Below are 14,626 nucleotides of genomic sequence, written 5' to 3' on the forward strand. Positions count from 1 at the left end.
GACCATAGAATTATGAAAAGAACAAAGATATTTTTCCTATTCCTCACCCTCTGTTTCGGCATCGCCACAACGGCGAAAGCGCAGTCTTCAGCAGTGAAGAAGGCTGCCAACGCCACCTTTACGCTTACCACATTCGACGCTAAAGGCTCTATCCTCTCTACTACGAACGGTGTCTTCGTTTCTACCGACGGTATCGGCATCAGCACGTGGCAGCCATTTGCAGGAGCAGCCAAAGCCGTAATCATCGACAACAACGGACAGAAATACGATGTGGAAGCAATGCTCGGTGCCAACGAGATATACGACTTGGCTAAGTTCAAGGTAAATGCAAAAACCACTGCTGCCCCATTCGCATCTTCCATTGATGCAAACACAACCGCCTGGGTGGTGATACCTGCCAAGGCGGGCGACCCAATAAAAGCCAGCGTAAGCAAGGTGGAAAAGTTTATGGAGAAATACAACTACTGCGTACTCACCACCTCTGCACCCGAAAAAAACAACGGTGCGCCCCTGCTGAACGACAAGGGACAGCTCGTAGGCATATACAACAATTCGGGCACATTGCAAAGCGCAACCGATGCCCGCTACGCCAACGACTTCGCATTGGTAGGACTTTCGCAGAACGACCCCACCCTACTGCAATGTGGAATCAGAATCGGACTGCCCCAATCTGTCGACGAAGCCATTCTCGCACTGATGCTGTCGGCTGCAAAGAACGATGAAATAAGAACAGCCACCATAAACGATTTCCTTCAGAAATTTCCTGCACTGAACAACGGCTACATCGCCTTGGCAACCAACTTGTTCGGCAAAGGCGACATCGGCGAGGCAGAAAAGGTGCTGCTCCAAGCCATTGCGAAGGTGAAGGCAAAGGACGAAGCCCACTACAACTATGCCCGCCTGATGTATCAAGGAGCCGTAACGGCAGCACTGACAGAAAAGGCTAAGGCGCAAGGGTGGACGTTAGACAAGGCGATGAGCCAAGCCAACGAAGCCTACAAACTGAACCCTGCACCCATCTACAAGCATCTTCAAGCGCAGATTACATACGCAAAGGGCGACTATCAAAAAGCGTATCAAGACTTCGAGGCACTCACAAAAACACAACTAAAGAACCCCGAGCTCTATTTAGAAATGGCACAATGTCAGGAGAATCTCAACGGCAACAATGAAGAAATACTATCGCTTCTGAACAAGAGCATCGAACTTTGCGACACACCCTACACACAAACCGCAGCCCCATACTTCCTTGCACGTGCCCAGCAATTAGACAAAATGGGCAAATATCGCGAAGCAATAAAAGACTTTTACGCCTACGAATATCTTTATGGTAGCATCTTGGAAGCCAACTTCTACTACATTCGCGAACAATGCGAAGTAAAAGGAAAGCTCTGGCAACAAGCCCTACAAGACATCTTGATAGCCACCCGCCTCGACCCAGCAGAACCCATCTATTGTGCCGAAGCAGGCAGCCTACTCCTCCGACTCAACAAACTCGAAGAAGCAATCTTAGCCGCCCAGCAAGCCGTAGCACTGAAGGCAGACTACGCCGAAGCCTATCTGATACTCGGAATAGCCCAGTGCAGAAACAACCAAAAGCAAGAAGGCATTGCCAACATAGAGAAAGCAAAAAGCTTAGGCAACCCTCAAGCCGACACTTTCCTGAACCAATTCCAGTAAAAAAGTAACCAACAATACGCCCCATATTGAGTTAATTCAGATAAAGACATTGTCAGCAATACGCCTAAACTTGAACTAATTAAGAGAAAGTCATAACCAACAATGCACCCAAACTTGAACCAATTCGGAGAAAAACTTAACGGATAATTTGGTCAGAACGAATAAAAGCAGTAATTTTGCACGCAAATTCAGCGGTTCCGTAGCTCAGTTGGATTAGAGCAACAGCCTTCTAAGCTGTGGGTCTTGGGTTCGAACCCCAACGGAATCACGAATAAATGAAAAAGAGGAATTTCATAAAATTCCTCTTTTTCATTTATTCCCTCAAAACCAATTCTTCCAATTATTTTAATATTTTTCACTATGTAATATATATTCTATTATCTTTTTCTTGTTTTTATAAGAATAAAGGGTTACCTTTGTCGCAATATTTAAATATACTAACAATATAAGTTTTTATTTCAGTACAACATCTGTTCCATTTCTAGATAGTATAAATATTATTATCATTTTTATAGGTGGCTTATGTTTTAACAAGTTTGAAGTATGAGTAGCGAAATTGAAATCAAAACCACTTTTATTGACAAAGAGGATATGAAAGTGGCTGCAATAAATAATGGTAAGATGACCTTCTTTTTGGGCATCACAACTGATAATAATGCTTTAAATAAAATCTACACAATAGATCGAACAACAGAACTTCTCATTAGAGCTGTAAACAATAGAACTCGAGAGCGCAACTATTTTCGCAAATGTGTTGAACTATTACAAGGGTTTATTTCTGAAGAAGATTTTGATAAAGAAATTACAAATAACGAAGATGATTATGTTATAATAGAGGATCAAGAAGCTGATCTTAATGATATGGGGCTAGCATGTTTTGTATCCCAAAAAATCAAAGACATAAATGATGCTAATGATATACTTTCCCTATTCTCATTTAGTCACGAATCATTAAATAAATGTCTTGATTCGAAATGAATGAATATATTTGTGAGGGAGATCTCATAGAAGGTGCCTCAACTAAAGTTTATACAAGAAAGCAGTTAATGAAAGGACTACGAAAAGATCCTATTACGAAGCAGAATATGCTTCTTTATGAATTGGATTTCAACTGTAGTGTTGAAATAACTAAAAGTATGAAACTTTCTGACCCTGAACAAAAAATAAGAACTTCATTGAATGTTCATTTAAAGGTAGGGGATAAATTGAAAGCTAAAGCTATTCAATTATTTGTTGATACAATAAGACCTATAAAAATAGAAGTAAAAGAGGGACTAACATCTACCCATGGAGGTCAGCTTTTTTCAACTAATAAACGCTCTATAGGAAAGATAAAGTATGCCTATGATACTTATAAAAAGTTATTAGGACATTCCCCTAATATATAAATAATAAGATAAGATGATGGTTGATATTTTTACATTATGTGATAGCGCACAAGATTATAATGGAAAGTTAGTTATCTGTGGTGCATTTAATATTTTAAAACTAAATAGTATTCCTAGCAATATAGTAGATCTTACAATTGTTAGTCGTTTTTCTTTTGAAAAAAAGGGGGATGATGAGATAGAAGTTGAAGTTGGGATTAAGAAATATAAAACAGAAGAATTTCTAATAAAACCAATTAAAACGAAATTAAAACAAAATGAAATTAAGGGACAATTTGTCTCATCAAATATGATCATAAATATACGTGGGATAGCTGTGACTTCTGCGGGCGAATATACTGCTTATATAAAAATAGGAGAAAATATGCACACTTCTATGTTAAAGATATCATGATTAGATAAGGATAATTTGAAGTAGGCACCATATTTTTACTAATATAAGCTATGGTCAAACATAACTCATAGATGAGAGAAAATCATATTATATTTATTCAGAAGAGGTATGAATCTTTTATTAAAAAGTAGAACATATTACATAATCTCTAGATAAAATTATAAGAATACAAAGAAAGAGGTACTTCTTCTAAAGTATCTCTTTCTTATTTATATATTATTATCCCTATCTATCAGTTCAATTAGAGAAGTATGATAGTAGGAATATAAGAGAAAATAAAAATATATTGTTGTCCGGTAAAAACTGATTGAAAGTTCTACAAACCTTTATTTATCGGTATTACAAGCACAGATAGCCCAAAAAAGTTTTACCGGACAGCAATAAATAAAAATACATTCGTAAGAATTGCGAATATCCAAAAGAATAATTATCTTCGTAACAAAGAATAATATATATGGCAAGTTTAGGTTATGGCTATTATCCGACACACCCTGGTGAGGTGCTGAAGGACGAACTCGAAGCAAGAGGTATCTCGCAACGCAAATTTGCAGATAGTATCGGTATGGGATATTCCGTATTGAATGAAATACTGAATGGGCGTCGCTCGTTGAGTACTACCTCAGCCTTGATGTTCGAAGCGGCATTAGGCATTTCAGCAGATTCATTGATGAAACTGCAACTCAAATACAATATGCAGACTGCAAGGAAAGATAAGACACTGGCAGACAAATTAAAAGAGATAGCACGAGTGGCAGCAGTATTGTAATTCATTAATTCTATAAGTCATAGAAAAGAACTCCCCCACCACTCCACTTCGCCTGTACTCCTCATTTCATAAGTGGAAAGAACTCGTTCCACAGACGGAAAGTAGGCAATAGAGGTGTAAATATTTTTCACAAGAATAACTATTGCATAACCACCTCGCTATCAGCACATTGCAAAACCTATTGTTTTGTGTTCCAAAAGCGGCTGTTTTGCACGGTAAAAGCGTAGGTTTTGCGTTGCAAAACAGCCGCTTTCGCAACGCCAAAACGAAATTAGTGTTTTTTGTCGGAACTATCTTTACAAAACGGTGGCGATTTTATAATACATTTATCTTCTGAGTTTGACAACGAAAAGTTGTTTTAAAACCACAATTCATAGGTACCACGAACGGTATAAACAGATAGTGTAAGTGGTCTAACTTGTTCTCCTGTGCAGTTCATTGAATAAGGAGGTGGCTGTCATTCTCTGACGCAAGGGAGGCGTAAATAATTATAGGGACGAGGTTTTTAGCTGTTAGAAGGAAAGAAAAAGTCCGTTAGAAGTTTTTCTTCTAACGGACTTTTAGTTTGCTTTGCCCTTATCATTTCAAAGGAACAGGCTCGCTTTCCTTATTCCTTACTTCTTTCCTTACTCGAAAAAGAAAGCAGGAAGAGATTTTATTATTCCCCAGTAATTGGAGTCTACGGTGCTTTCTACAGCCTTCTCGATTTCATCGTCGAGGTTACAGAAGAAGTCGATACCAGTGCGGCGTTGAAGTTCCTCGATGGTAATGTACTCGGGCTCACTGCCATTATAGTGAGGCGACCAAATGCCGAGGGCACGATAAGTGTTGGTCTTCTTGTCGTAAGCCATCAGTGCCATATAGAAGTATTTGGGCACAATGCCAGGGAAATGGAGCTTTTTTGGTTTCTTCTCTTTATTGGCAATCTCTTTGAGGTCTGCCTCGTTGCAAATATGCTCAGCTTTGTCGATAGTGGCAGCCTTGACTACATAGAGTGTGTCGCAATTGCCAGCCCACGAGCGTACCTTATCTTCGAGCTGTTGCCATATACCACCGTTGTGTCCTTGTATCTGGGGCTGCATGTTGCTCAGGTAGAAAGTCTGTTTGTTCTGCTCTCGGGAGTAGAGTCTGTCGCCTGATGGGCAGAGGTGTCCACGGGCAAACCCACTGCCAGAGTAGTCTTTGAGGGTGGTCTGTACGTCCGATGGAATATCGGGGTCCTGCTTAAAGTCGTTCTTCCGTTCCACATTCTTCTGCATAATCTTGTTGTACATCTCGTAGCAGGTCCAACGGTTGGCCTTGAGTATACCGTCCCATTCTACTGAATAGTTTATCATTCGTTCACCGCCCTCGGTGGTAGAGTGAGTAACTTCGTAAATGTTATTAGTCCCTTGATAGAAACGTGGGAACTCTAATCGCCACCCCTCTGGGTTCTTTTTCAAGTCGACAGCGGTATTGCGGTTCACGTTTTTGCCCGATGGGTCGGGGTTGGGAGTGGGTTCATTGACGAGTGTATAGGTGGTTATCTGCGAGAAGAGATAGTCTTCCGACACCCTTGTTCCCTTAGGATAGACCTTGATGCCCACATCTTTGAGAATACGGAGACTGTCCATAGACTCGCCCATAATGTAGGTGTGCACCTTTCCGAGCTTCGTGGTAATGGTGAGTTTCTGTTTCTGGCTTTGTGCCGTAGCAGCCATGCTAAGTAGCAGTGCCAGCGAAATAAATATATTTTTCTTCATTTTATCGTCCTCCTTAATTTAGGTTATTATCATCGTCTGTGCTCCAGAAGCCGTCCTTGGAACAGCCACCTTCCCAGGCATTGCCACCTCCGTGGTCGCCTCCTGTACCTACCTGCGTTCCGTTGTTATTCACATCAGTACTGCTCATGATAAGGTCAGCCGTTTCGGTGAGTATGTTTATAATGTCTGGAGCTATATAGAGTTTTTTCTTCATGATAGTGTTTCTTTGTCTTAATTGATAATTACTTTACGGCCGTTTACGATATAGAGCCCCTTTGGCAAGCCGTTAAGACTGTTGCCGAGGTACTGACCATTGAGGTTATACACCTTGAACTGGCAAGACTGACCTTGCTCTTTGGGGAGCGCAATGCCTGTGGTTTCGTCGAAGAAGGCTATCTTTGTGCCTGCTGTGGCAGGTACTCGATAATATGCACGCAAGCCCTTAAGGCGGTTGGCTTGACCTTCTGTACCTGTGGGATAATAGAGATTGCCGTCTGAACCAAGGTAACGCTCTGTCTTGTCGAGTGCGAGTGTGGCTGGACTATAGGTTGCCACGAAGCTGTATAGTTTATCGGCTGAACTTACGGTTTGGGCTTTCGTAGCCTTGAGAGTTACGCCCTCGTAGGTTGGATTCTTCACTTCACACTTCACAAGGTAAGGCGTACCAGCCTCGATGCGGGTCAGTCCGTTCTCGAAAATCATCGTGCTGCCCTCCATTTTGCCAGTAAACTTGGCTATCTGTGCATCTTTCAGGCTTTCCGTTTCGATGTCGAATGGCACAGCAAAGGTGTTCCAATGCCCTGAAGTAAGTGTACGATTCAGGCGCACAGCCACATCGGCCATGTCGTGTTGAGGCGAAACGAACGCCTCTCCCTCGTCAATCACGAAGACTATGGGACGCTGATTGTTTTCAAACAATGGGTTGATTTCCTTCTTATCACCGTCAGGTACGGCAATGCCTGCTATGTCTACGATGGCTCCAGCATAGGGTTCAACATACTTATCCTTGTCGGCGGTGATACCAAAACGGTTGCGCACGGCGATTTCTTCCTGCGCAGGGAGTCCGTCGGCAGCGATGTGCAGGTTCTTCAAACTAATCCAATCAGCGACATTAGCAGCATAATCGGCTGCCTTTATCTCTTTCGGTTGCACCTCACCCTCCGTTACAGGAGCCGCAATAACGAGCAGCGAGGTATTGGTCAGAGTGCTTACAGCCTTGAAACGTGGCACACCGTTCTCCAGTACATACTCGCCTGTTATCTTGCCAGCCATGTGTTGGTTGCAGACGAAAGGTACATTGGGATTGATGCCATAGAAGCACACGGCACCCGTGCGGTCGCGCACATAGGCTTCCTGTGTATCGCCCGTACCGTGTACATAAAGCACACGAGCCATACTGCCCTCATCTCCGTCGGTCAGACAGAGCGTGGCACGGCTGCCACTCTGCAAAGCTTTAAGTTCCTGAATGCTATTCACCGTGAATACAGGCTGCTCTGGCTGGGCAGCCGAATAAGTGATGACAACGGTCTTGATGTTGTTTGTCTTGGTTGCTGTGAAAGTTACCGAATTGGTGGTCGTGCCATTGTCGGTCCATTGCATACCACTGAGTTTTCCTGGATTGGCCTTACTATGTAGCGTTCCAGTGAAGACAACAGACGTAATATGCTGCCCCTCGGGCACGCTGAAAGTGATGCTGCCACCATTCTTATAGAATCGCAGTTCGGTATTGCCTTTACCATTCCATATGCGCGTAGGTGTACTAGCACTAGTATACGACATACTGACACTGCCTATGGTATAGGTTGGTTTCGTCAGGTTTGTCCCCCCATCTTCGGCAGGCTTAGCAATTCCCAATACTTTGAGCCCCTCGTCGGTGCTAAAGTAGAATGTAACCGTGTCTGCAAGTCCCTGCAACGGCGGAACGAGCACGGAAATGAGCACGAAAAAGCGTAAAATTCGTTTCATAGTTGTTTATAAATTAAGTTGTTTAAAATAATGTATCGATTTATATTTATCGCGTATTTAAGTTGATAGCTCAGGCTACCCGATTCTCAAGTTCGGCCTGCAAAGATAATAATAATTTTAAAAATAGAAAGAAAAAAGACGAAAAGAATAAAAAAATACTAAAATTTTTATTCTCTCTACCCACTGACATAAACCATCGTTCGCCCAAATATCAAATTTCTTCCGATTAAGAACAAACGGCAGAACGTATGACTTTATTTGCTCAAGGTCGGCTGTAAAGAGGCATTCACTTCTCATTACTCGAAGACACTTCATTACGTTTCCCCACCACCCTACTTCTCCTCTGTTCCTTGTTTTATAGACAGAAAACAGGCGGTAGAAGTGTAAATATTTTTCACAAGCGCATCTGTCGCATAACCACGTCATTATCAATGCATTGCAAAACCTATTGTTTTGCATTCCAAAAGCGGCTGTTTTGCACGGTAAAAGCGTAGGTTTTGCGCTGCAAAAGAGCCGCTTTCGCAACGTCAAATCGAAATTAGCGTTTTCCGCTGGAATTATCTTTACAAAATATATATGCTTGAATTGAGGATAATTCAAAAGTATTTTGTATTTTTGTCGGGTTAAAACTAATGCTGGTTTAAGTGTTAATACTAATAGTAATGCAGATGTTAATACTAATAACAGCGCAAGTGTTAATACTAATAACAGTGCATAAAAAGGAAATATATGGCAAGTATACAGGAAAAATTAGCTGAATCTCTGAAGGTGTTGAAAGATTATCAAGACAGTCATAACAATATGATTATCAGAGGATATTCTGTGCTTGGCGATACGCATACCAAACGTCTGTTGGAAAACGGATATCTGCAGCCAATCATCAAGGGGTGGTATATGCCGTCGTTCCCAGGGAATGAGGGCGACACTACCGTATGGTATGCTTCTTACTGGCAATTTATAGCTGCATACGCCAACGGTCGCTTTGGTAACGATTGGTGCCTGACGGCAGAGGAATCGCTCTCTTTCCATGCGGGCGAAACTACCTGCCCTTCCCAATTGATAATCAAAGCTACGAAAGCAAACAACAATATAATAAAGTTGAAGTTCGGAGATTCGCTGATGGATATCTCTGCTGCTCTTCCAAAGAATGTATATGTTGAACCGAGATACGGTATTCGCCTATACACATTGGCGGAAGCTTTGGTTTTCTGCACACCACAGTATTTCATCTCAGATGCCTTGAATGCGATAACATGCTTATCTCAATTGACAGATGCTTCCGAAATCATCAAGATTGTAGCAGACGAAGGCAACACAACCAGAGCTTCGCGTATCTGCGGAGCTTTAAGGAATATGGGCAAGGGAGATATGGCAGATGAAATAAGTTCTTTTATGCAGCGACTGGGATATAAACTTCGTGAAGAAGACCCATTTAAGGAAAAATCGCCTCTCATCGACACAATACAATCGCCCTATTCTGTCAGAACGGCTCTTATGTGGACGGAAATGAAAAAGCAAATTCAGTCTTTAGACTTAAAGTTCCAAGTTAGCTCTACTGATAAGGACATTGTTCTTGCCAATATGGAAACCAACTATATAAAGGACTCCTATCATTCTCTTTCTATAGAAGGCTATCGCGTAACAGAAGAACTCATAGAGAAAGTAAGAGACGGCAACTGGAATCCAACAGATAACGAAAGGGATACTGAACAGAAGAATGCACTTGCAGCTCGAGGCTACTATCAGGCTTTCGAAGCAGTGAAGGAAAGCGTAGGGACGATTTTAACGAATAACAACGCTGGTGAGACTGTTGCAAATGATTTTGACAAATGGCATTTCGAACTATTTCAACCGTGTATCACAGCAGGCATCATCAAGCCATCGGACCTTGTCGGATACCGCAATCATCAAGTGTATATTCGAAACTCGAAGCACACACCATTAAGTCCTGATGCTGTCAGAGCTGTTATGCCCACGTTCTGTGAACTGCTCGCCAAAGAGGAAGATGCCTTCGTCCGAGCTATACTTGGTCATTTCTTCTTCGTCTATATCCATCCTTATATGGACGGCAATGGACGAACAGCGCGCTTCATTATGAACACAATGCTTGTTACTGCTGGTTTGCCATGGACTATTATTCCTGTAGAGAAACGCAAGGACTATATGTCAGCACTCGAGAAAGCAAGCGTTGAAAGAGACATCTCCGACTTTGCCAAATTCATACATACACTCATAAGCAAGGCGCAAGTTGAGCTTTAAATAAGGATATGTTCTAAAAAGCTCAATTAGAGTAGGCTTACCACAATGTGCTTATTACTTTATGGCTTTTTATTCTTATAAGCTTACCTAAAGCGCAACGCCTTTATTCCCTCTCCTGACTTGGTTTGCAACGAGTGGGAGATACTTGTTTTTTAAGACTATGAAGACGGTTCTTAAGACTATGAAAGAACAATAGACAGACGAAAAACGGATTTTTTTGCACCCGAATGTCACAAAACGACGCCTCGTCCGTTTACCTATTGAAAAGCGATGGAAATAGAAACATTCAACCAAATGGTGATGAACCTGCGCAGCCGACTGCTCAGAGTGGCAGCAACGCTGGAGGGTGGAGATGTTGAAGCCGAAGATTTCGTGCAAGAAACATTCCTCCGTCTGTGGACTATGCGCCAGCGGTTGGACAGCCACCCCAACGTCGAGGCGTTGGCAACGAAGATTGTCAAGGGCATAGCCATCGACCATTGGCGACACAGACAACTCGAATGTGCGGAGGGCGAACACCCAAAAGAACTCGCCACGGAGCAAGGCAGCAACGCCACAAAAGACGATATGGAACTGATACGGCTGATTGTAGACCATCTGCCACCGCTTCAACGGCAAATCTTCCGACTCAAGGACATAGACGGATACGAGAACGAAGAGATAGCAAAAATATGCGGTTGCACGCCCGAAGCACTCCGTCAGAACCTGTCGAGAGCACGGCGACGCATTCAGAAAGAGTTTATAAGACTGACAACAGGAGGAAACAAGATATGCAAATAGACGATATTAACAACTTGGTTCAGAAGTACTTGGACGGTGAGACCACGACGGCAGAAGAGCAGCAGCTACGCAGCTTCTTCGCACAAGACCCGCTGCTGGTGCCCAACGAACTGAAACCACTGTGCGCCCTGTTTCGTTGGGAGAGCGTGGAACGCTGCAAGGAAGGTACGGAAAAGTTTGTACCGACAGCAGAAACCCACACCACGAAGCAACGGAAACACTTGCCGAGCTGGATAATAGCCGCCATTTCGACAGCCGCAGCAGTGGTTGTAACGATGTTTGTGGTACGCCTCAACACAACACAAACAGGCGATTACGCTTTCGTAAACGGCGAACAAATCACCAACAAAGAGGTGGTGCAGCGCGAGGCAGAGGCGGCACTCGATATGGTTTCGACCGACGGCAACGAGGATTTCAACGCACTTTCACTGATAGGAGGAACAACCGATGAAGAATAAAACGATAAGAACCATACTCACACTGTGCCTGCTTGCCGTTCTGATACCAGCATCTGCACAGAGCGACTTGCAGACGGGCATCGCTTTCGAACGCTTCGGCAAGGCACGAAACTGCAAGATGGTGGTACTGAACGACGCCACTCTTCGGGGCTACAAGCTCAAGGTTTACAAGTCGCTGACGTATAAGAAGATTGGCGCAAGCATAGCCCCATACCTGAATGCCGACAGAAAGAAAGCCCGAAAAATACGCGAAATCGTAGACGACGGAAAGGTTACGAGCGGCTACTACATGCTGCCGCCGCTGCCTTCGGGCTACAACCGATATATCCTTTTCAGCAATGCGCCGAACGACAGCGGTGCCATCATCTACATAGAAGGCACGCTCGGTCCCGACGACATCATGAAGCTATGCTACAACAAACGCTGACAGGAGGCAACAAACACTCACAGAATAAGAACAAAAAACATACAATTATGAAACATCTGTTATTAACCTTAGCACTTATCTCGGCTGTGCCAGCAATGGCTGCCGAAGAAAACGACACGACTATCCACTACGCCAACAAGCAGATAGTGTTGAGCACGGACAGCGTATCGCTCAATGTGGCTGTCTACAACAACGACGGCAGCACACTCGTGAAGACCAAAGAGACAAGCTTCGTAGACGGTCAGGAAGTAGAACGCTTCTTCGTTTCCTCGCCCTTCGTGCCTGTCCGCAAGAAAAGTGGACGCACTTTCTACGGTAGCCTTCCCGACTTTTACATCGGTGTGAACCTGCTAAACGGAGGTAAGGAGATGCATAGCCAAGACGTAAAGTCGCTCGAATGGGGTACAACCTTCTTCCAAGTAGGTGTAGGCCTCAACAGTTCCAACACCTTAGGCATCGTGTCTGGTTTCCAATTTGGCTTTGTACACAACCACTTCCAAACTAATTATATGTTGGACGACAACGACGGAACGCCCATCATCGTAAAGAATCCAGCCGAGAAAGTAAAGACAAGCTTCATTAAATACACTTATTGGAAGGTGCCCATAATGCTTGAATGGAGAAATCTTAATCCGAGCAAACTTGTGTTCTTAGGCTTGGGTTGCTCGTTCGATATAAAAGGAAACATAAAGAGCAAATACCGCATTAACAGCAAACGCTATACCGTAAGCCGCAACTTAGACACCAATCCTGTGGGCGTAAACCTCGAAGCCTACTTGGGTTTCAAAACCTTTTCGCTCTACGCCCATTACAGTCTAACCAAGCTAATGAACAGCGGACCTGCTTGCCACCCATTCGGAATAGGTGTCGGTTTAACACTCTAAATCGAACAGAATAAAGGCGAGAAGTAAACATTAGGAGTGTAAATATTTTTCGCAAGCGCAAATATCGCATAAATATCTCACTATCACCACATTGCAAAACCTATTGTTTTGCATTCTAAAAGCGGCTCTTTTGCACGGTAAAAGCGTAGGTTTTGCGTTGCAAAAGAGCCGCTTTCGCAATGCCAAAACGAAATTAGCGTTTTTCTTCGGAAGTTTCTTTACAAAAGCAAAGCGGTTTCCACGGTCTATACTAGAATTTATAGGAACTCTGGAAAAAACTAAAAACACACCTGCAACAATTCGTTTGCGGAGAATAGAAACCTTATTCTTCGCAAATTTGCGTAGAATAAACGCAGTTTTATCTGCAAAAGTTTGTAGTTGTGGCAAAAATATATTAAGTTTGCCAACAAATAGGTTTAAGTTGTATGAACAGTAAATACATGTGGCAAGATACCGACTTGTGCAACATAACTTGGCAAGACAGTGCTTTCAGCAGCCTTCTTTCCGAAGTGAATTTGCTTCGTGGAAAGCTGCTGGGCAGGCTTTCCCTGTTTGGCTTTAAAGAGCAGTCTGACTTTATGTTGAACGCCTTGACCGAAGAAACTGTTCATTCATCAGCGATAGAAGGCGAAAGGCTCAACAGCGACAGTGTGCGCTCTTCGGTTGCCAAACAGTTAGGCTTGGAATACGAAGGACTGCCCAAGACCGACCATTACACAGAAGGCGTGGTGCAGGTTATGGTAGATGCAACCCAGCATTTCGACGAACCTATCAACGAAGAAAGGCTATTTCGCTGGCATTCGGCTCTGTTTCCTACGGGGCATAGCGGTATGTACAAAATAACGGTAGGCAACTGGCGGCAAGGCGAAGAGCCTATGCAGGTGGTATCGGGGGCTATGGGACGGCAGAAAGTTCACTACGAAGCACCACCGAGCAGCGAGGTTCCGCAGATGATGCAGCGCTTTTTTGAATGGATAGAGGGCGATGCGCCTGCCATAGACCCATTGGTAAAGGCAGCTGTTGCCCACCTATGGTTTCTCACCATTCACCCTTTCGACGATGGCAACGGGCGACTGTGCCGCACCGTAACAGAAATGTTGCTGTCGAGAGCCGACGACACTTCCCAAAGATATTACAGCCTTTCTTCAGAAATACTCAATCACCGAAAGGACTACTATGCACAATTGGAAAAGGCACAGCACGGCAAAGCAGACATCACGGAATGGATAACGTGGTTTCTCCACACGCTACGCAGTGCCTTGAATGTTGCGCTTGAAAAGACCGAAAACACCATTCGGAAAGTCCGTTTCTGGGATAAACACAAAGACTTGAAGCTGAACGAGCGACAAAGAAAAGTGCTCAATATGCTCCTCGATGGCTTCGAAGGCAAACTGAACTCTTCCAAATGGTACAAAATAAACCATTGTTCGCAAGACACAGCCATAAGAGATTTGAACAACCTTGTAGACAAAAAGGTGCTACGGAAAAGCGATGAGGGCGGGCGCAGCACCAACTATGAACTAACGACATAACCAACGTTATTCTCTAAAAATCCGCTATTTTAATTATGGCGGAATTGCTATAATCTAAAAAGAGATAAAATAAGGCATTCTAATTGTGCAAAGACCATCAGACTATATAGTTCGTCTTTCCAGTTTAGAACGCCGACACATAAAAGCAAACCGCCTTGTGGAAATATCAATAGACAAGGCGGAAAACAAGCGATAAACGTGTAAACATTTTTCGTAAGCATATTTATCTCATAACTATCTTATTATCAATACATTGCAAAACCTATTGTTTTGCAATCCCAAAGCGGCTGTTTTGCACGGTAAAAGCGTAGGTTTTGCGTTGCAAAACAGCCGCTTTCGCAATGCCAAAAT

General features: G+C 43.4%; 16 protein-coding genes and 1 tRNA gene. 14 read left to right on the top strand and 3 right to left on the bottom strand.

Going from position 1 to position 14,626, the window contains the following annotated elements:
- The first annotated feature begins 12 nt into the window (after positions 1–12).
- From BWX39_RS08755 to BWX39_RS12585, 7 genes are all read left to right on the top strand, one after another.
- A complete protein-coding gene (locus BWX39_RS08755; protein WP_028906006.1) occupies positions 13–1,680 on the top strand; it encodes a trypsin-like peptidase domain-containing protein in 1,668 nt (555 codons plus the stop codon).
- Between the two features lie 193 nt (positions 1,681–1,873).
- Positions 1,874–1,948 (top strand) — tRNA-Arg (locus BWX39_RS08760).
- A gap of 275 nt (positions 1,949–2,223) precedes the next feature.
- Entirely contained in the window at positions 2,224–2,658 is a 435-nt protein-coding gene (locus tag BWX39_RS08765) for a hypothetical protein (protein ID WP_028906007.1), read from the top strand.
- Positions 2,655–3,068, top strand: coding sequence for a hypothetical protein (locus BWX39_RS08770; RefSeq protein ID WP_028906008.1), 414 nt, complete (start codon positions 2,655–2,657; stop codon positions 3,066–3,068). Before BWX39_RS08765 ends, BWX39_RS08770 begins: the two co-directional genes overlap by 4 nt.
- 13 nt (positions 3,069–3,081) lie before the next feature.
- Positions 3,082–3,462 (top strand): DUF6941 family protein, encoded by a 381-nt coding sequence (locus BWX39_RS08775; RefSeq protein ID WP_028906009.1) that lies wholly within the window; start codon positions 3,082–3,084, stop codon positions 3,460–3,462.
- 454 nt (positions 3,463–3,916) lie between these two features.
- Entirely contained in the window at positions 3,917–4,228 is a 312-nt protein-coding gene (locus tag BWX39_RS08780; protein WP_028906010.1) for a HigA family addiction module antitoxin, read from the top strand.
- Positions 4,229–4,370: 142 nt separating this feature from the next.
- Positions 4,371–4,565, top strand: coding sequence for a hypothetical protein (locus tag BWX39_RS12585; RefSeq protein ID WP_076123374.1), 195 nt, complete (start codon positions 4,371–4,373; stop codon positions 4,563–4,565).
- A 289-nt stretch (positions 4,566–4,854) separates the two neighbouring features.
- Here the strand turns inward: BWX39_RS12585 and BWX39_RS08790 are convergent, their stop codons facing one another.
- The 3 genes from BWX39_RS08790 to BWX39_RS08800 are packed head-to-tail and all read right to left on the bottom strand — an operon-like array spanning position 4,855 to position 7,935.
- Entirely contained in the window at positions 4,855–5,970 is a 1,116-nt protein-coding gene (locus BWX39_RS08790) for a DNA/RNA non-specific endonuclease (protein ID WP_028906011.1), read from the bottom strand.
- A 13-nt stretch (positions 5,971–5,983) separates the two neighbouring features.
- Positions 5,984–6,184 (bottom strand): hypothetical protein, encoded by a 201-nt coding sequence (locus BWX39_RS08795; protein ID WP_172460534.1) that lies wholly within the window; start codon positions 6,182–6,184, stop codon positions 5,984–5,986.
- 17 nt (positions 6,185–6,201) lie between these two features.
- The gene (locus BWX39_RS08800; protein WP_028906013.1) at positions 6,202–7,935 is read right to left on the bottom strand and encodes a hypothetical protein; all 1,734 of its coding nucleotides are present in this window, start codon (positions 7,933–7,935) and stop codon (positions 6,202–6,204) included.
- Between the two features lie 406 nt (positions 7,936–8,341).
- Here BWX39_RS08800 and BWX39_RS12590 point away from each other — a divergent pair, with 406 nt between their 5' ends.
- The 7 genes from BWX39_RS12590 to BWX39_RS08845 all read left to right on the top strand — a co-directional run bounded on the left by BWX39_RS12590 (position 8,342) and on the right by BWX39_RS08845 (position 14,275).
- Entirely contained in the window at positions 8,342–8,524 is a 183-nt protein-coding gene (locus BWX39_RS12590) for a hypothetical protein (protein ID WP_076123381.1), read from the top strand.
- 140 nt (positions 8,525–8,664) lie between these two features.
- On the top strand, positions 8,665–10,194 hold the full coding sequence (locus tag BWX39_RS08815) for a Fic family protein (protein ID WP_028906015.1): 1,530 nt from the start codon (positions 8,665–8,667) through the stop codon (positions 10,192–10,194).
- Between the two features lie 270 nt (positions 10,195–10,464).
- Positions 10,465–10,974, top strand: a complete 510-nt coding sequence (locus BWX39_RS08820) for an RNA polymerase sigma factor (RefSeq protein ID WP_028906016.1) — start codon at positions 10,465–10,467, stop codon at positions 10,972–10,974.
- Complete coding sequence (locus tag BWX39_RS08825) at positions 10,965–11,432, top strand: hypothetical protein (protein ID WP_028906017.1); 468 nt, start codon at positions 10,965–10,967, stop codon at positions 11,430–11,432. Before BWX39_RS08820 ends, BWX39_RS08825 begins: the two co-directional genes overlap by 10 nt.
- A complete protein-coding gene (locus tag BWX39_RS08830; RefSeq protein WP_028906018.1) occupies positions 11,422–11,859 on the top strand; it encodes a hypothetical protein in 438 nt (145 codons plus the stop codon). Before BWX39_RS08825 ends, BWX39_RS08830 begins: the two co-directional genes overlap by 11 nt.
- A gap of 47 nt (positions 11,860–11,906) precedes the next feature.
- Complete coding sequence (locus tag BWX39_RS08835; RefSeq protein WP_028906019.1) at positions 11,907–12,743, top strand: outer membrane beta-barrel protein; 837 nt, start codon at positions 11,907–11,909, stop codon at positions 12,741–12,743.
- Between the two features lie 425 nt (positions 12,744–13,168).
- The gene (locus BWX39_RS08845; RefSeq protein ID WP_028906020.1) at positions 13,169–14,275 is read left to right on the top strand and encodes a DUF4172 domain-containing protein; all 1,107 of its coding nucleotides are present in this window, start codon (positions 13,169–13,171) and stop codon (positions 14,273–14,275) included.
- Positions 14,276–14,626 lie beyond the last annotated feature (351 nt).

Source organism: Prevotella intermedia ATCC 25611 = DSM 20706, assembly GCF_001953955.1.
GTDB classification, from domain to species: Bacteria; Bacteroidota; Bacteroidia; order Bacteroidales; family Bacteroidaceae; genus Prevotella; species Prevotella intermedia.